Genomic DNA, 18787 nt, shown 5'->3' with positions numbered 1-18787 from the left:
ACAATAATAGCAAAAATTGTATTTATTAAAGGAAATTAATTTATGACAATTTACAATAGCTTAGATTCAAGTTTTAGATTGACAGAAAAAATCATTCAGAAAATTTATCAAACAAAATTTAGTAATAAGATTTTTAGATGAAAGTTTGTATTTTAGCAAGTGGTAGCAAGGGAAATTCAATATTGGTTTCGGGTAGTGAGACGAATATTTTGATAGATGCAGGTCTCTCTTGCAGAAAAATATTAGAGAGATTAAATCAAGTCGGAGTAGATGAAAACTCAATCAAGGCGTTATTTATTACGCATGAACATTCTGACCACATAAGAGGGGCCGGTCCTATAGCGCGAAAATTAGGCATCCCGCTTTTTATAAATCAGTTAACTCTTAATGCAGCAAATTATCGTCTTGGAAAGGTTGATTATGTAAAGTTTTTTGAAAATGGGAAACCTTTCACTTTTAATGAATTTTTGATAGAGCCTTTTTCTGTTCCTCATGATAGTGCGGATAATTCTTGCTTCAAAATTCGGGAAAGAGGTTCTAAACAGAAACTTGTAATATTGACAGATTTGGGATATCCAACCAAGCTTGTAAAAGAAAAAACAAAAGACCCATCAACAATTATTTTAGAAAGTAATCATGATTTTGATAAGCTTATTAATGGTCCTTATGAATGGTGGATAAAACAAAGGATAAATAGCAAAAATGGTCATCTATCAAATTCTCAAGCATGCGAGTTGATAGATGAGATTATTAATCCTAATCTAAAGAATATTGTTTTAGCTCATCTAAGTGAGGAGAATAATGAACCGGAAATCGCTCGTAATGAAATGTCAAAAATTTTAAACGATAAAAAACCTGACTGTAACCTTTATATTGCATATCAGCACAAACCCACTGATTGGATAGAGGTTTAATCGCTGATGTTACACATCCGTGTATTCATCACACAGGCACAGACCAATTTCTAAATCCTAATGTCTAATGACAAATAAAATGTCAAAGTTTAAATGTCCAAGATTAAGTTTTTTTGGTATTTGTCATTTGATATTTTATTAGACCCGTTCTCCGTCGCGATACAATCGGGACTGCGAAGGGTGAAAATTAGAAATTTGTAATTTGTAATTGTTTTGTTGTGATAAAATTTAAGTTTTTGCGTAAGGTGAGTTAATAATATTATGCTTCCATATATTCTTCTAATTATTGCATTTATTTTATTAGCAAAAGGAGCTGACTTTTTTGTTGATGGAGCATCACAGATTGCAAGATATTGTCGGGTTTCGCAACTATTCGTCGGGCTTTCTATCGCAGCTATTGGCACAAGCGCTCCTGAGGCTGCTGTTAGTATAAAGGCATCTATTACTGGAGTAAATGGCATTGCTCTTGGGAATGTAATAGGAAGTAATATTACTAATATTTGTCTTGCAATAGGAATAGCTGCACTAATGAAACCTTTATTTTTTGAGACCAGCACAATCAAGAAAGAAATGCCTTTTATGGTTGCTGTTACTGTATTGATGCTACTTTTTGGATTGAATTATTCAAAAGGAGGTTCCCATTTATGCATATATTCAAGAGCTGAAGGAATAATATTTCTACTGCTTTTTATTGGTTTTATTTTTTATCTATCAAGAATGGCGGTTAAAGATAGAAGGAGTAAACAAACAGTTGTTCAGGAAGAAAAATATTCTATTGGCAAAGCGATAGGTCTAACAATCATAGGTGGAGCAGGTATAGCTTTGGGTGGTCATCTTGCAGTAGAAAACGCTAAAATTGTGGCTAATATGTGGGGAGTTAGCGAAAAAGTAATTGGAATAACAGTAGTTGCGTTTGGGACTTCTATTCCAGAAATTGTTACTTCTATTGTTGCAGTAGCAAAAGGAAAGATATCAATTGCAATTGGTAACATAGTGGGAAGTAATATCTTTAACATCCTTCTTGTGTTGGGAATTGCGGCAACCATCAGTCCGATATCAATAGAATCAAGTGTAATTTTTGATATATTAATTTGTCTTGGAATATCATTATTATTTCTTCTATTCTCAAAAATTGGTAAAAGGTTCAGTAAAGTTTATGGAATTATTTTAGTGATTTGTTATATCTTATATGTAATTTTATTATTTCACAAATGATGAATCAGCTTGATTATATGATATCAGCATTAAGTATCTTGACTAAAAAATTTCTATTCTATTCTTTTAACTTTGGGGGTAGTATTGATTGAAATAATTGTTGAAAAATGTACAGGTTGCGGAAAATGTATTCCAGTTTGTCCTTATGAAGCGATACGATTGGAAGCAGAGAATGCAATTATTGATCTGGAAAAGTGTACACTTTGCAGAGCTTGCATTCCTGCTTGTCCGTTTGACGCCATTATAATCCAAAAAGAAGTTACACCTACAGAGTCTATAGAGAATTATAAAGGCGTAATGGCTTTTGCTGAGCAAAGAAACAATGAGATTATGCCAGTTACTTACGAGATATTAGGTAAAGCACGAGAGCTGGCAAATACATTGGAAACAGAACTCTCTGCCGTGCTTTTTGGTTATGGAATTGAAAAGCAAGCCAAAGAGTTAATATTTTATGGAGCTGATAAGGTTTATGTTGTTGATAATCCAACAGTAAAAGATTTTATTGATGAAGCATACACTCAGGCTTTTGTAAAAATCATAAAAGAACATAAACCTGAGATTGTTTTATGCGGGGCAACCTCAATTGGCAGGTCTTTTATACCCAGAGTTGCAGTTGAGTTAAAAACTGGACTTACAGCAGATTGCACAGGACTTGCGATAGATAGTAATTCAAGACAATTGCTACAGACCAGACCTGCTTTTGGTGGTAATATTATGGCTACAATTCGTTGTGCAAATAACAGGCCACAAATGGCTACAGTTAGGCATAAAGTTATGACTCCTCTGGAAAGAGACATTTCAAGAACCGGCAAAATTATTAATCAGAAAGTAGAATTTAATTCAGAAAAAATTGTATCAAAATTATTACAATTTGTTAAAGATGAAACACAACAGGTTAATCTAACCGAGGCAGATATAATTGTTTCTGGTGGTAGGGGGATTAGGTGCGGTGATAATTTTAAATTATTAAGAGAATTAGCTTCAAAATTAGATGCTGCTATTGGTGCATCAAGAGCAGCTGTGGATGCCGGCTGGATACCATATTCTCATCAGGTTGGCCAGACTGGCAAAACTGTTAAACCAAAAATATACATTGCTTGCGGAATTTCTGGTGCAATTCAGCATATTGTTGGTATGAAATCTTCTGATATAATTGTTGCAATTAATAAGGATTCAGAAGCACCAATTTTTAAATTTGCTGATATTGGTGTTGTGGGAGACCTTTTTGAAGTGATACCAGAATTAATTAAGAATCTTAAATAGGTATGTTTTGATAATTAAGGATTAAAATTTTGTTGGATTATATGATTTTATTTTATAGTTATTAATAACTTATGTGCAATTGGGCTAAGGGAGGCTGTTAAAAAGATTTATAATTGATTCAGTCATTAGGAGGTAATAAGATGTTGTACAAAGTGAGAGAAAAAGAAGTCGAAAAATTAAATCAAACGAAATTCAAACAAGAAGAAAAGTTAGAACAAGATTTAGAGGATTGGATAGAACACGAATCCTCCATTTTAGGTGAAAGATTACTAATATTTGGAAGGCAGGTTCAAATTCCAGAAGTTAATGACAGAATAGATTTATTGGCTGTAGACACGAATGGGAAAGTAGTCATAATTGAATTAAAGAAGGGAAAGCTTAAACATCCTGTTGATATTCAGTCATTAAGATATGCGTCTTATGTTTCAAGATGGGAATATGATGATTTAGAGAAACAAGCGAATAATTATTTTTCTGAAAAGGGAGAAGAAGATTTTAATTTTAATGAAAAGTTTGAGGAATTTTGTTTAAGTGCCGGTATTGATGAAATACCAGATATAAATCAGGATCAGAGAATCATTATTGCTGGCAGCAAATTAAAAGAAAAATTAGGTTCTGTCGCTTTATGGCTGAGAGAACATAGCATAGATATTAAAATAATTGAGGTATCTCTTTTCAAAGATGGTGAAAACTTATTTTTATCACCGCAAATAATTATCCCAATTCCCACAACAAAAAAATTTGAAATTGGCAAACATGCTTCCAGAAAGGACAGACCATGGTTAAGCAACGGCGAAGAATGGCATCTAAGTAAAAGATGTGGAAAAGAAATAAAAGATAAACTGATCGAACTTATTAGCATTATTAATGAAAATTTTGAAGGTGTTGAAGGGCCAAATTGGAATCAAAAATTCTATGTCTCCTTTAAAGAGGGAAATCACATCTGGATTTCTATTAATACTCATAAAACCACCCTCGTTTTGAACATCTTCATTAAGAAAGGAGACATGGACGTCAATCAAATATCAGGAGATTTAGGTTTAAAAATCTTTGATAAGGAATCTTCCCTGTCAGAAAAATTACAGTTAGAAAGTTCAGTGGAAATAACAAATAAAGGCGATTATGATAGAGTAAGAATAAGAATTAAGAGGGAATTTGACATTACTGATGAGAAGTTCCTGAATAAACTAGAAGATTGCCATGTTTCATTTAAGAAAATTTAAGCCTGCCTTAGCCCAACTTCTTCGGAATGCTTGGCCATTCATTCCCTCAACCACATTGCATTCTTACTCTGCTTCGCTCCATTCGGGGCACATAACAGGGGATATAAGGCTATGGGTCTTTTTGCAGACCCTCTGCCCAAATTGCCTTCGGCAACTTCTTATATACCCCAGACGTTAGAAGGTTGGAAATATGAAATTTTCAGATTTACTAATAGTGAAAGATTGGAAAAACAGTGGTGTCAGGAATATATGTATTGAAAAGGGTCTTATATCTGATAAATCTCATGATAATATTTTAGTTGATTGTAAAGATTTAGTTGCATATCCTTCATTGATAAATATTCACGATCATCTTGTTGGAAATTGGCTACCAAAAGGTGCTCCAAATAGACCTTATAAAAACACTGCTATCTGGGTTAAGGATATGAAAACTTCAGAATCGGTGTTAGAAAGAGACAAATTCTGGAAAGGCTCTCTAGTTGACCTTACAGAAAATGATGGTATAGCAATGGCAAAATTGGGAGTGTATAAGAATATCTTTTCTGGCGTTACAATTGTTCAAGACCATATTCCAAATCAAAAAAGTGAATACTACAACTCTTTTCCTATAAAAATTATCTCTAATTATAGACAAGGGCATTCAATCATTTTAAAGAATTGGTGGGGTGGTGATGACCTCAAAAAAGAGATGCAGGAAACAGAAAATATTATGCCTTTTATTATACATTTAGCAGAAGGTATTGATGAAGATGCTAAAATAGCATTTAATAGATTGACAGAAATGGATTTGCTAAAAAGCAACTCTATTCTTATTCATTGTACTGCTTTAACGAAAAATCAGTTGAAAAAAGTTAAAGATATAGAGGCAAGTATTGCATGGTGTCCAAATTCCAATATATTTTTGCTTGGCACTACCCTCAATCTTGATACAGTGCTTAACCTGGATATTAATCTATGTGTGGGGACTGATTCAACTTTGTCTGGTAGTATAAATCTGTTAAAAGAACTTGCCTACATAAACCGAACATTCAAGCAACTATCTTTACCACTACTATTTAAAATGGTTACAGAAAATCCTGCAAAAGCATTGATGCTTGATAATTATAATGGTAAAATAGAATTAAATAAAGATGCAAATATTCTTATTACAAAAAGAATTGTAGAAGACCCTTACGAAAATCTTCTAAATATCAATACCTCTGATATTGAACTTCTAATGTATTGCGGAAAACCAGTTTTTGGTAGGGTAGAATTTTTGAAATATTTCTCGTGGGATGCAAAAAATTTCTATTTGTTTGAAGTAGATTCTCAAAAAATGTTTGTTATCGGACATCCAGAGAATATATTAAACAAGATTGAAAAGAAGCTGGGATATAAGAAACATTTTGTTTATCTGCCTTTCTAATGGAATAAAGGAATAAGGGAATAAAGTGGATTTGGGTTATTTGGAATTTTTATGGAATTATCAGAAATATTTTACAGCATTCAAGGAGAATCCACTTTTGCGGGACTCCCTTGTATATTCATAAGATTATCAGGATGTAATCTTCGCTGCGTATATTGCGATACAAAATACGCCTATACTAAGGAGTTTGAACTTAGTGTAGATGAAATTCTAAAAGAAATTAAAAAATATAGTCCCATATCATTGGTTGAAGTAACTGGTGGAGAACCGCTTTTACAGGAGGATACATACCTTCTTTTAGATAAACTCATTAAGGAAAAATATCAGATATTGTTAGAAACAAATGGTTCTATTTTATTGAATAGAGTTCCAAAAGAGGTTATCAAAATTGTTGATATTAAAACCCCGGGTAGTAAAATGTCTCATAAAATGAATTGGGAGAATATTAATTATCTAAATTTAAAAGATGAGATAAAATTTGTAATAACTGATAAAAAAGATTTTGATTGGGCTATAGAAAAAGTTAAAGATTATAATTTACTACAATATAATGTTTTATTTTCCCCAGCTTATAATATGATAGAACCGAGGATTCTTGCAGAATGGATAAAAGAGGAAAAAATCCCCATCAGAATGCAGTTACAGTTACATAAGATTATTTATAATGATAGAATGAGAAAAATTTAAGGAGGAATATGCAAAACAAGATTAAACATAATTCAACCTGTGGAAAGTTTGAAAGGTCTGATTGTTTGGTTAGTATTGAGTCCTATGACACTTTGAAAATTGAGATTAATAGTAAGGTAAAAAAGTTGTTTGGAAAAGAAATTGAAAAAACAATTAGGAAAGTTATAAAAGAAAATAATATTGAGAAGATTTTTATAAAGATAGACGATTATGGTGCGCTTGATTGGGTGATTAGAGCAAGATTGGAATGTGCATTGCAAAGAGCGAGTGTTTAATAGGACTGAATAGAGTATTACTTTATCAATCCCCGATTATGCTTTACCAAGCTGGGGCTTGGTAAAGAGAAAGAGAAGAGGATGGTTTGGTAAAGAGAAAGGAAGAGAAGTGGGGTGCTTTAAAGAGAAAGGAAGCGAAGAATGTTTAGAGTTGCTTTATCCCGATTTATCGGGAGGCTTGGTAAAGAGAAAGATGCTAAGAGAACTTATATATCCTCACATTACCGAGCCCCAATATCTCTTCATTACCAAGCCCCAGCTTGGTAATGGCAATGGAGTAGCCTATGAGAAGTTCATATAAATTTAGCAATGAAGCTACCGAGCTATACTTTATCACATTCACTATAGTTGAATGGATACCAATGTTTACTAACAAGAGATGTTGTAATATAATGATAGATAACTTAAAATTTTATAGAAGAGAGCAGGGATTGAAAATTCATTATTATGTTATAATGGATAATCATTTACATCTTATAGTCTCTTCCAATAACAATGTTAGTAGGATTATAAAAAATCTCAAAAGTTATACTACCAAAGAAATAATAAAAAAACTAAAAAGTGATAGAAGAAAATGGATTTTAAACCTTTTGAAATACTATAAAAAGAAAGGGAAAAAGGATTCTGAATATCAGGTTTGGCAAGAAGGAAGCCACCCCCAAATAATTAAGGATTATGAGATGTTAAATCAGAAGATAAATTATATCCATTTTAATCCTGTAAAAAGAGGATTAGTTTCAGAACCAGAACATTGGATTTATTCTAGTGCCAGAAATTATGCAGGGAAAGATTATATAATGGATGTTGATGAACTGGAGTTTTAATAAGAAGCTCGGGCTTCTATATTGCTTTACCAAGCTGGGGCTTGGTAAAGAGAAAGAGAAGGGGATGGCTTGGTAAAGAGAACTTATATATCCTCATTACCAAGCCCCAATATCTCCTCATTACCAAGCCCCAATATCTCCTCATTACCAAGCCCCAATATCTCCTCATTACCAAGCCCCAGCTTGGTAATGAGAAAGGAGAAATATGAAAGACAAACTACGACGAACAAGGCTTTATATGCCTGGTAATAACCCCAACCTTTTACAAAATATAGCAGTTTTTTCTGCTGATACAGTTATATTAGATTTAGAAGATGCGGTTGCACCTTCAGAAAAGGATGCTGCCAGAACCCTTGTAAAACATGCTCTTCAGAATGTTGATTTTGGTAATTCAGAAAAGGGAGTAAGAATAAATCCGCTTGATACATCTTATGGAAAAGATGATGCTAAGATGGCCGTTAACTCAAAAGCAGAAATTATATTTTTGCCAAAAACTGAGCTTGCTTCTCAAGTTAAAGAATTGGAAGAGATTATTGGCGAGAAAGAGATTCGGATATCACCTATTATTGAGACAGCAAAAGGTGTATTGAATGCAAATGAGATTGTATCTGCAAGCCCTAAAGTTGTTATGCTATGTTTCGGAGCTGAGGATTTTACTCGCGATATTGGAACAGAAAGAACAAAAGAAGGCAAGGAATTGTTTTGGGCAAGAGCAATGATTGTTATGGCTGCAAAAGCAAATGAAATCCAGGCAAGCGATACTGTATTTTCTGATATTAATGATATTGAAGGATTAGAATCTGAAACCAGATTTGCAAAATCTCTTGGCTTTGATGGAAAGGGCGTCATACACCCAAATCAGATTGAGATAATAAATAAAGTTTTCCAGCCTACAGAAGAAGAAGTTGAGTATGCCAAAAAAGTTATAGAAGCTCTTGAAACTGTAAAAAAACAAGGAAAAGGGACTGCTTCTCTTGGTAGAAAAATGATAGATAAACCAGTGGCTGAAAGAGCAAGAAGAATTATTAAGATAAGCGAAGAGCGTGAAGCGTGAAATGATAATTTACCGCTTCTTTTATCAGCATTTTTTTGTGTGCTATTATTCTTTAATACTTAAATCCACTTCCGGATATAAATTCACGAATAATTGAATTTCTCGGAATAGAATTTTCAGAAATATTCAAGAAAAAAGAGAGCAAATTAATAAGCCTTTGAGCTTCACTATACTCGTAAGATTCAGATGATACTTTTTGTAAAGTTGGAATTGCATACTTTTTAAGAACGCCCATTTCATAGACTAATGCAGAATTAAACATTGCATCAGATTCTTCTTGAAATTTGAACACATATTTTTGTTCTCCTGCCTTAATAGAATCCCATCGCTTTATTGTTTGATATGCGGAATATCCTCTAAAGAGAGAATCTCTTACTATCCTGCGAATAATTCTTGTATCAGAGGTTGAAATACGATTATGATTATCAAGATTAAGTTGTGTTAATGCACTTACATAAATTTTGTATTTATTCCTTCTATCCAAATCTTGACTGATTTGATTATTAAGTGCATGAATCCCTTCAATAAGAAGGATATCTTCAGCGGTAAGTCTTATTTTCTGACCTATTTTTTCCCTTTTTCCTTCAACAAAATCATATTTTGGAATTTCAATTCCTTCACCATTTAAAAGTTTTTTGATATGCAGGTTTACCAGATTTTTGTCTAAAGCATTTATAGACTCAAAATCATAATCGCCGTTTTTGTCTCTTGGAGTTTTTGTTCTGTCCAGAAAATAATCATCAATGGAAATCATAAAAGGAGAAAGTCCGTTTACTTTTAATTGAATTGAAAGCCTTTTGGCAAAAGTTGTTTTACCGGAACCAGAAGGTCCTGTGATGAGAATTACTCTGATAGAGTTTCTTTTTTGATAGATATCTTCAGCAATCTGTGCGATTTTCTTTTCGTGAAGGGCTTCTGAAACCTGAATGATTTCATCAATCTGAAACTCTTCAACTTTTTGGTTTAAAGTTGAAACATAAGATAAGTTAAGAATGTTTCCCCAACGTTCGTATTCAGTAAAAATTTTTAGAAGATTTGGTTGACTCTGGAATTTCCCAATCCTATCTGGATTGTCAACTTTGGGAAATCGAAGCACTATTCCCGGAGGAACATATTTCAAATCAAATAATTGTAAATAACCAGAAGATGGCACAAGCGGACCATTGAAAAAGTCACAAATCTCTCCAAATTGATATATTAAAATTTTTTTATCACTATAGTATTTAAGGAAATTTAATTTGATATTATCATTGGCAAAAATCTTTAGAGCTTCCTGTAGATTAACTTCATTCATAACGAATTTTTCATCATTATTGATTAATTCTCGTATTTTTCTTTTCAATTTTGCAGCATCACTTTCAGTAAGAAGAAATCTTGAAAAGGTTTCAATGTAATATCCATCAGCAAGTGAATGTTTAACCTCAACTTGAACATTTTCAAAAAGTTCATGCGCAGCACGAATCAGAACCATAGACAGAGAATCTTGATAAACTCTCATTCCTTCTTTGGTGCTAATATCTAAGATTTCAAGTGTGCAGTCTGCTTCAATTGTCTTTTCTAAACTTACAATCCTATTATTTATCTTTGCAGCTGTAATAATATATTTTGAGCTTATTTTTTCCGTTTTAATTATTTCAAGAGGAGTAATTTCTTTATTAGAATTTATAACTCTCTTAATAATGCTGTTTTTTATTATTTTTATTTTCATGTTTTAATTCAAAAAATAGAGAATATTGTTGTCAAATTATAATTGGTTTATATCTTCAAATAATTCTTAATTTTGATTAGGATTAAACTACTAAATGTTGAAATTATTCAATAATACAAAGATTATTCTGTCAAGCCAAAGTTATGCTTTGCTAATCTTATTTTATTCATTAAATTTAGAGGATTCTGTAAAAATCTCCTTAATGGTCTTGTTTTTAAATATATTTTCTTTTATTTTTAGGTAATCATCTTTACTTTCAGAGATTTTGCTAACAAACCGGATAGTATTAGTATACCCTAAATTTTTTAGTAATAGATAAAATCCTTTATTATATAATTCTATATCAGATAGATTCTGTTTCATCTAAAAACTCCTTTCTTAAAAGGTTAATAGGATTTATTATTTTAACTGTTAGTTCTTGAACCTTTTTTGCCCTTCTAACAACAAAATTATCACAAGTAACAAAATAATCACATTTAGATAATTCGGCAACTGCGATATGAGAAGCATCTATTGGTTTGAAATTGTAATCCTTCTCTAACTTTTCTGCAAAAGCAAGTATTTCATTATTCGTGTTGATATTACTAACACAAAGTTGTTTCATTTTTTCTATATTATTCTTTCTTATTTCGTAGGGATTCAATGAATTCTCATAACTCAGAATAGAAGACCAAATTACTTTAATTTTGTTCATCTCAATTAAACTAAAGATGAGTTCAATTGCTTGTGTCTCAAGTTTAATTTTAATTTGACTTTTATCATCAAATTATCTATTATAAATATTTATATCAAGATAGATTTTCATAAATTCATTTCTTATACTTTTACAGAAAATATTAGATGTTTTCATCTCAGAAGTGAGAACTCAGATAAAACAATTAAAATTATTAAATTTTTTATTGTCAAATTTTATAATTCATTGGAAGGTAGCGAAAATCAGCTCGTAAGTTTACGCCGCAGGGAAGTTTACCCTGTTCACCCTGTGAGATAAAACTTAATGAAGGATGAGAGAAACAAATAGGCAATATAATATCTCACAGGGTAAAATGCTTGCCCAGTGTAATCCACGAAGTGGTGCAAAGCAATTACACAGGGCGGGCAGTATTTAGTAGGGAATGACCCCAGTCCCGAAAGCATTCGGGACGGGGTAAACCATATCGGGGGAGCAAAGCAATGCCGCGACGATGTGGACTTGCTTGTGTCTCGTATTCTGAAGACTCGAGTTCAGGGGAGGGAAGCGAAACTGGACTTGAGACGAATTACGCATTCTGAACTCCATCCCGATCCTAAGTGAAATAGAAAAAAGAGATTTCACAGGACAGGTAAATCGGGATGAAGTCCAGTCTGCTGAGACTTGAGTTCAGGGGATCCGCCGAATGGCGGAGATACTGGACTTAAGTTACCACAAGCATCTTGTTGCATTAAATGATATTACTATTTAACGGCTATGCATTCTGAACTCCACCACGAATAAATTCGGTGTGAAGTCCAGTCTGCTGAAATTATTTAAAAAAACCCGAATCAGGCTTGCAAGCAAACCTGACTCGGGTTTAATAGAAGTTTGAAATTCTTTATTTAATCAAAAGCAGCTTCTTTATCTCTTTATCCTTACCATCAACCTGCATTCTGTAGAAGTAGAGACCAGAAGCCTGTTGTCTTCCATTCTCATCACAGCCATCCCAGACAGCGGGAACTGGATGCTTCTCAAATTCTGTATATCTATTCCAGATAGTCTTTACAAGTTCACCTTTGATATTGTATACCTTTATTTCTACATTAGCATTGGTTCCTTCTTCAAGGTAGAAGCATATCTTGGTCTTTCCAAATGTCGGATTGAATGGGTTAGGACAATTCTGATACAGACCAATCTTTAATGGAAGTTCTGGTGGGACAGGTGGTTCATAGTTATCCGGGACAACGAATTCAAATGCATCTGAATAGGATGAGGTGCCACCAAGGTCTACAACTTCAAGCCAGTAATAATAAATATCTCCAGCGTGCAGTTCTTCATATCCTATTGTCTCATCATGATATGTATATGTATGCTCTGTGCTGGTATTAGTTCCAGAAATAAGCTCCTCGGGATTAACCTGAATCGCTGTGCTGAAATCATTCTCCTCGGAACGCCAGATATTGAATCCCTGTACATCTGTCTCACTTGCAGTTGCCCAGCTGATTACAACATATTCACTTCCATACTCATTTACTGCATACTCTGCGGTAAGTGAGCCTGATATCAGTTCTACTGGTAGAGTATTCGGGTCTGTGCCGAACTCTACCGCAAGCGGTGAACTGAATATTGGACCACCATCTGTATTATAATGATACTCAACACCTGCATCTTCAGCAAAATTCTCTATTCCAACAGTTGCACCATTTAAATCAATTGAAGTGCCATGCTCCTTATACTGCAATTTGACATTTCCACTTGGCTTCAGAATTATTTGAGCTGTTATCCAACCATCTGCATCTGGACTATAATTATATTCTGGTAAATGCAAATAAGTTATCACCATATTACCACCGTATGTACCATAATAAATATGTCTATCTAATACAGAGGTATCTCCAGGATTCATATCATCCCAGAAAAGTGCAACAATATTTCCTACACCTAATGTATTTGGAATATGTCTATTTGTCATTTCACTTGAAGTTATTGAACTAAAACATATATAACCATCAGCAGCAATCCAGAATTGATTATAGTTAGTTCCGAAGAAATTAAAATCAAATCCAATACTATATGGTCCACCAACTTTGGAATCTCCATCAACTGTTCCAATTACATCAGTTCCAGTTGTAGAAATATCAATCCAGCTATAACTTGGATGAGAAGGTGCGCCAGTTGCTAAACTGTTTGCAAAGTAGTAAAGAGGTGTGCCTGTTCCAGAGCCATAGTTCGGGTCTTGTTCTGTTGTAAATTTCCATAAAGGACCATCAGTTTCTGCCTTAGCACTGTTCTTACATATAACTTTCCAGAAATACTTGGTACTATAAGCCGTTGTTCCAGGATCATAAGTTTCAACATTTTGTCCTGTAATAACACGCACAGTAGCATCTTTGTTATAAACCTTTGATGAGTCAGTAGAGAAATACAAATCAATATTTTCAGTTTGATATCCGTTAGTCCAGCTTAAATCTGCTGTATTAGATACACCTGTTGCACTATCAGCTGGTGAAGGATTAGATGGTGCTCTAGGAGGACCTACAAAGAGTGTTGGACCTTCAACATCATCAATAGCAGCATACCAATCATAAGTACCAAGATACTGAAATGCAATATACACATTATTACCAATATAGCTGGTGAGGTTTGCTTCTTTTTTATCCCAAGCACTTTGAGCACCTAATGTCATTAGAGTATGTGTAAATGATGCTGTATCAGTATTGGTAGTTGATAGTCGCACTTTTACTGTTGCACCAAAACTGGAATATGTTTTATACCAGAATGAGAAAAGAGTATCACCTGCGCTGACTACCAGCCTTGGTGTAATTAGCCATTCATCCTGGGCTTCACCAGAAGATCCAAAGTTACAATACGCACTTGCAGAACCAGTATGATGATAGGATGTAGTTCTCGCCCAGGTTACACCACTTGTGTTATCCCCAAGATTTTTCTGTGTCCAGCCATCTGGTGGGAAGGTAGTTCCTTCAAAGCTTTCCCATAGCTTAGATGGGTCATGCTCAACAGTAAAATCCCATTCATCACCAACAACAGTTGCTTTAGCAGTATAGACAGTCGTTACTGTCCAGTAGATATGCTGTGCATAAGTCCAATTTGAACCATAAGTATATTGACTTGATGGGCAAGCACCATCATCAACTAACTCATGTCCACCTGTAGTAGTTCCAATATCTATTGTATAGCTATCTGCACCGGCAACATCATCCCAATCAAGTGTTGTATATGTTGCAGCCACATTTGTTGCTCCATCTGCAGGGTCAGGATTGGTTGCTTTTCCATCATCAGTTGTAAATGAACCTGGACCTGCCCAATCACTATAACTTCCACTACCACAATCAGAACGAACATACCAATCATAAGTTGTATTTGGTAATAAGCTACCATAAGTATATGGATTTGTTACACCAGTTTGAGTAGGAGTTCCTGTTGGAGTAAATGGAGTTACACCTAATTCAATATCCCATGTTATCAAAGTTCTTATCAAAACTAACAATAGCGAGGTCATATTCTTCTGCAACAACATATTGATAAGCATCATCAAAATCTAGATTATACTTTTGTTCAATATCAATTATTGCTTCTAAATTCGTCGGATTTACATTTAGAATAGTTATTTTTCCTTTTGAAATAACATCATAAAGAAATCTTTTTAACACATCAAATTCTTTTAATTTGCTCAGAATAATACCGATTGAATATAAAGTAAAATCACTAATATTTAACTCTTCCAGCTGAATATTTTTTAGAAAATCAGCCACATCATCAGATTTTTCTTGTTTTAGGAGAAGTTCAAGCCAGATATTGCTATCAATTAGATACATCTATTGTATCCACCATTCTAACGCTTTTTTTTGTAGTTCAACTGAAGTAAACTGATTTTTATATTTTTGTAATTTTCCTGCCCAATCTAATGACAATTGGGTTTTTCTTTTTGTTTGTTTACATAGTAAGAATTGGACAAAATCAAAAACCTCTTTTTTAAGATTTGGTGGTAACACCTTGATTGATTCCTCTAATGTAAGCATCAGTTTCTCCCTAAAGATATTAAATATACAATATTCTCATAAATCTTTTGTCAAATTTTTTAATTTTTTTTGGTACCAACCTTGCGAATGTCCTGATTTTATCGAGGTTGTGGCTAGGCGAAGTATGGTTTTATGGAGGACAGGTTGCATTTTCCATAGTTTGGGCATTTGAGTAAAGTTTTTCATTAGAGCAAGTCTCTTATCTCATTTTTAGTTATGCCTGCTTGTTTTAGAATTTCAAGCAAAGTTCCTCTTGGCAAATCTTTTTTATGGAATGGGACCACGACTCGCCTTCTTGTCACTATGTTGTAATAAATATGATGGCTTCCTTTAGTTCTATCCAGTATGAATCCCTTCTTTTCAAGTATCGCAATAACTTTTTGTGGAGTAATAGAAGGAAGCTTAGGCATAAGCTTTTACCGTTAATGTATATTCAAAGGTTCCGTCCTCTGTTGGTATTTCTTCACCATGCACTTTTAAGCTTTCTATATATAATAGAATAGCTTCCTTTGCCATTTTTATTGCCTCATCTATTGTATCTCCATAAGTAACACAACCGGGAAGGGAAGGAACTATGACTGTATAACCACCCTCTGGTTCTTTTCTAAACAAAATTCTATAATTTAATATTTTCATACTTCTTTTTTCGTTTTTACTTAACTCCTTTTTTATCCTCCGAGGGAGGATTTATTTTTTTTTGATTTAAATTTATGTAGAATTTTTTATTTTTAGTTTGTCAAGTTTTTTTATTTTGTATCTGAAAATACCTTGCCACAGAGGCACACCCGTTCTCCGTCCGCCAGCTGGCGGAGAAACTGGACTTGAGACGAATTACGCATTCTGAACTCCATCCCGATCCTAAGTGAAATAGAAAAAAGAGATTTCACAGGACAGGTAAATCGGGATGAAGTCCAGTCTGCTGAAATAAAAAAACCCGAGCCGAGTTCAGAGAACCCGACTCGGGTTTTTGCCAGATGGGGTGGATGATGGGATTCGAACCCACGACAACCGGAACCACAATCCGGGGCTCTACCGCTGAACTACATCCACCACAAAAAAATTAAAAATTATAAATTAAAAATTATAAATTCAAAATTAAAATGTCCTGAGGTTTGCACCTTTGAAAATTATTCAATATTATTTTTGATTTTCAATTGACAACTTTACATTTTATATTTTGCATTTAAAAACTGGTCGGGGTGCCGAGATTTGAACTCGGGACCTTTTGAACCCCATTCAAACGCGCTATCCGGACTGCGCTACACCCCGGCAGAAAATGACAAATGACAAATGACAAATGACAAATGACAAATTTATTATCCCTTTGCTATTTCATTGTCAAGTTTTGCTTAATTTCCTAACTTGGATAAACTGAGACCAAAAACAATTTACCACCGAGAACACCGAGAAACACTGGAAAATAATATATCCAAAAAATGTAAGGATTTTAGAATTAAGTGGCAAAAATATTCAAAAGTTCATTGTGAATAAAACCATTTGTTGCAACGATTTCTTTGTCAAATATGGAAAATTTTTCATTATTGATCTTAGAAATTCTTCCACCAGCCTCTTTTACAATTAATATTCCAGCAGCAGTATCCCAGGGGAAAAGTTCCAATTCCCAGAAACCATCAAAGATTCCAGCAGCTACATAGCATAAGTCAATTGCTGCTGAACCTAATCTGCGCACTCCCTGGCATCTCTTTATCACTTTAGTAAAGTTATATATGTTATTTCGCCGCTCATCCTCCATATTGTAAGGAAAACCAGTAACAAGGAAAGCTTTGCAAATATCATTGTTTTTTGAAACATTTATCTTTTGTTTGTTCCTAAAACTGCCTTTCCCAATTTCACTATAAAACAGTTCATTATTGATTGGATTATAAACAGCGCCAATTATACTTTCTCTATTTTTCTGTAATGCAATAGAAACAGAAACAAATGGCAATTCATGGACATAATTAGTTGTGCCATCCAGAGGGTCAATTATCCAGCAGAATTCTTGATGTGGGTCTTGCGAATGTTTGCTTTCTTCTGTCAGGATATTGTGATCTGGATATGAATTTCTTATAATCTTTATAATAATGTTTTCAGCTTTTTTATCAATATTTGTAACAAGGTCAATCTTGCCTTTATAAGATATTTTTTTCTGTTTATGGAAATTGTCATTTATGATTTTTCCCGCCTCTTTTGCAGCAGTAATTGCAATCTCTAAAAATTTGTTCGTTATCATCTGAAAATAAAATCCTTCTACTTAATTTTTTTGGGGATTAAATGCAATACAAATCCCAAAAAAGTTGGAATTAGTATATTGATGCAAAATATTAGAAAAGCCGCACTTGCAGCACTTGCTGGTGAAACCTCAAGAACTTTAAAAAAGCATACAGAAAGTAATTCTCGTATGCCCAAACCACTTAAAGTTATTGGTAACGAGTTAAAAAAGATAACTAATGAAATCATAAAAATTGAATGAAAAAATGGAACATTTTTAAAAGCATTTAGTATTAGATAGAACTGAAAAATATACACAAAGACTAAAGTTACAGATATTAAAGATATCTTTAATGTGTTAACTCTTTGGATAATTTGTTCGTATTTTCTAAAATAGGGTATTAGTTTTACAATTTTTTTTAACTCTACTATTATTAAAGCTAAAATAAATAAACCCAAAAGATAAAAATGGCTTTTGAAGAATACTAAAGATAATAAAACAAAGAGCAAGAGTGAACAAAAAGCAAAAATTTTTTCATAGAGAGCAAGAGCAATTAAATCACCTCTTTTGGAATCTGAAATATGAAATGCTCTCCCAATTTCACCCAATCTTGCTGGTGTAAAAATACTATATGAAAAACTGTAAAATATTGATTTTAGTATTTCACTATTTGGAACATTCTTGTTGCCTATAACTACTAATGATTTCCATCTTAGAAATTGTAAAGATAAATTAATCGGAAGTAGTAATAGTGCAAGGAGGACCCAGAAAAGATTTGCTTGTCCCAAAGCTTGTAAAATTTGATTTGGTTTCACAAAATAGAAAAGGAAAATCAGGAATAAAGATGAGATTATTATTTTATAAAATATAGACTTTTTGAGTTTCATCTATTATTGTTTTTCATCTGAAAATAGCACGTCCGTCTACGCTAAAGCTACGCCGGACAGGCAGGTTACACACCCCGTCCATCCCGATGAATCGGGATGTCCACCCCTCTCAAGAGGGGATTTTTTGGAATTCCCCTCTATTAAGAGGGGTCTCCGATTCATCGGAGGGGGTGTGTTATTTTCATTCTCCTTTGCCTGCCCCGTGAAATTTCTTCCTATTTCACTGGGGTTAAATCCTTTCCTATTTAATGGGGTGTCCCATCCCCGATTAAATTGGGGATTCAGGACATGTAGCTTTCATATTTTTATGTGTCTTCGTGAGCAAACCACTAATTCTTTCCAGGTTTTTTTGTGCTAATTCAAAGGTGGGGTTCAATTTCAAGGCTTTTTTGAGAAGAATTTTCGCT

At 33.5% G+C, this 18787-nt stretch carries 20 protein-coding genes and 2 tRNA genes; 10 read left to right on the top strand and 12 right to left on the bottom strand.

The window, feature by feature from the left end:
- Positions 1-137: 137 nt before the first annotated feature.
- The 10 genes from U9R23_01725 to U9R23_01680 all read left to right on the top strand — a co-directional run bounded on the left by U9R23_01725 (position 138) and on the right by U9R23_01680 (position 8860).
- A complete protein-coding gene (locus tag U9R23_01725) occupies positions 138-914 on the top strand; it encodes an MBL fold metallo-hydrolase (GenBank protein MEA3475154.1) in 777 nt (258 codons plus the stop codon).
- Positions 915-1175: 261 nt separating this feature from the next.
- Positions 1176-2129 carry a calcium/sodium antiporter gene (locus tag U9R23_01720; GenBank protein ID MEA3475153.1) on the top strand — a complete coding sequence of 318 codons (954 nt, stop codon included), beginning with the start codon at positions 1176-1178 and terminating at the stop codon, positions 2127-2129.
- 84 nt (positions 2130-2213) lie between these two features.
- Positions 2214-3392: an electron transfer flavoprotein subunit alpha gene (locus U9R23_01715; protein MEA3475152.1), complete on the top strand. Its 1179-nt coding sequence runs from the start codon at positions 2214-2216 to the stop codon at positions 3390-3392.
- A 140-nt stretch (positions 3393-3532) separates the two neighbouring features.
- Positions 3533-4615 (top strand): hypothetical protein, encoded by a 1083-nt coding sequence (locus tag U9R23_01710; protein ID MEA3475151.1) that lies wholly within the window; start codon positions 3533-3535, stop codon positions 4613-4615.
- Between the two features lie 190 nt (positions 4616-4805).
- On the top strand, positions 4806-6020 hold the full coding sequence (locus U9R23_01705) for an amidohydrolase family protein (GenBank protein ID MEA3475150.1): 1215 nt from the start codon (positions 4806-4808) through the stop codon (positions 6018-6020).
- A 51-nt stretch (positions 6021-6071) separates the two neighbouring features.
- Entirely contained in the window at positions 6072-6707 is a 636-nt protein-coding gene (locus U9R23_01700; GenBank protein ID MEA3475149.1) for a radical SAM protein, read from the top strand.
- Positions 6708-6715: 8 nt separating this feature from the next.
- Entirely contained in the window at positions 6716-6982 is a 267-nt protein-coding gene (gene citD, locus U9R23_01695; protein MEA3475148.1) for a citrate lyase acyl carrier protein, read from the top strand.
- Positions 6983-7040: 58 nt separating this feature from the next.
- Positions 7041-7283 carry a hypothetical protein gene (locus U9R23_01690; protein ID MEA3475147.1) on the top strand — a complete coding sequence of 81 codons (243 nt, stop codon included), beginning with the start codon at positions 7041-7043 and terminating at the stop codon, positions 7281-7283.
- Positions 7267-7806, top strand: coding sequence for a transposase (locus U9R23_01685; protein ID MEA3475146.1), 540 nt, complete (start codon positions 7267-7269; stop codon positions 7804-7806). The genes U9R23_01690 and U9R23_01685 overlap by 17 nt, the downstream gene beginning before the upstream one ends.
- A 205-nt stretch (positions 7807-8011) precedes the next feature.
- Positions 8012-8860 carry a CoA ester lyase gene (locus U9R23_01680; GenBank protein MEA3475145.1) on the top strand — a complete coding sequence of 283 codons (849 nt, stop codon included), beginning with the start codon at positions 8012-8014 and terminating at the stop codon, positions 8858-8860.
- A gap of 52 nt (positions 8861-8912) precedes the next feature.
- Here the strand turns inward: U9R23_01680 and U9R23_01675 are convergent, their stop codons facing one another.
- From U9R23_01675 to U9R23_01620, 12 genes are all read right to left on the bottom strand, one after another.
- Entirely contained in the window at positions 8913-10568 is a 1656-nt protein-coding gene (locus tag U9R23_01675) for a nucleoside kinase (protein ID MEA3475144.1), read from the bottom strand.
- A 162-nt stretch (positions 10569-10730) separates the two neighbouring features.
- A complete protein-coding gene (locus U9R23_01670; protein ID MEA3475143.1) occupies positions 10731-10931 on the bottom strand; it encodes a hypothetical protein in 201 nt (66 codons plus the stop codon).
- On the bottom strand, positions 10912-11211 hold the full coding sequence (locus U9R23_01665; GenBank protein MEA3475142.1) for a PIN domain-containing protein: 300 nt from the start codon (positions 11209-11211) through the stop codon (positions 10912-10914). Before U9R23_01665 ends, U9R23_01670 begins: the two co-directional genes overlap by 20 nt.
- Before the next feature lie 928 nt (positions 11212-12139).
- Positions 12140-14761, bottom strand: a complete 2622-nt coding sequence (locus U9R23_01660) for a choice-of-anchor J domain-containing protein (GenBank protein ID MEA3475141.1) — start codon at positions 14759-14761, stop codon at positions 12140-12142.
- Complete coding sequence (locus U9R23_01655; GenBank protein MEA3475140.1) at positions 14709-15077, bottom strand: PIN domain-containing protein; 369 nt, start codon at positions 15075-15077, stop codon at positions 14709-14711. Before U9R23_01655 ends, U9R23_01660 begins: the two co-directional genes overlap by 53 nt.
- Complete coding sequence (locus U9R23_01650) at positions 15078-15281, bottom strand: DUF2281 domain-containing protein (GenBank protein ID MEA3475139.1); 204 nt, start codon at positions 15279-15281, stop codon at positions 15078-15080.
- 185 nt (positions 15282-15466) lie between these two features.
- Positions 15467-15691, bottom strand: a complete 225-nt coding sequence (locus tag U9R23_01645; GenBank protein ID MEA3475138.1) for a type II toxin-antitoxin system HicA family toxin — start codon at positions 15689-15691, stop codon at positions 15467-15469.
- The gene (locus U9R23_01640; protein MEA3475137.1) at positions 15684-15917 is read right to left on the bottom strand and encodes a type II toxin-antitoxin system HicB family antitoxin; all 234 of its coding nucleotides are present in this window, start codon (positions 15915-15917) and stop codon (positions 15684-15686) included. Before U9R23_01640 ends, U9R23_01645 begins: the two co-directional genes overlap by 8 nt.
- 339 nt (positions 15918-16256) lie before the next feature.
- Positions 16257-16331, bottom strand: a tRNA-His gene (locus tag U9R23_01635).
- Between the two features lie 141 nt (positions 16332-16472).
- Positions 16473-16550, bottom strand: a tRNA-Pro gene (locus U9R23_01630).
- A gap of 184 nt (positions 16551-16734) precedes the next feature.
- Complete coding sequence (locus U9R23_01625; GenBank protein ID MEA3475136.1) at positions 16735-17514, bottom strand: inositol monophosphatase family protein; 780 nt, start codon at positions 17512-17514, stop codon at positions 16735-16737.
- A 17-nt stretch (positions 17515-17531) separates the two neighbouring features.
- Complete coding sequence (locus U9R23_01620; protein ID MEA3475135.1) at positions 17532-18380, bottom strand: lysylphosphatidylglycerol synthase domain-containing protein; 849 nt, start codon at positions 18378-18380, stop codon at positions 17532-17534.
- Between the last annotated feature and the right edge of the window lie 407 nt (positions 18381-18787).

This window comes from Candidatus Cloacimonadota bacterium, assembly GCA_034722995.1.
In the GTDB taxonomy this organism is placed as follows: Bacteria; Cloacimonadota; Cloacimonadia; order JGIOTU-2; family JGIOTU-2; genus JAGMCF01.
Note: the sequence above shows the minus strand (reverse complement) of the source record. Positions and strands in the feature narration are given on the sequence as shown.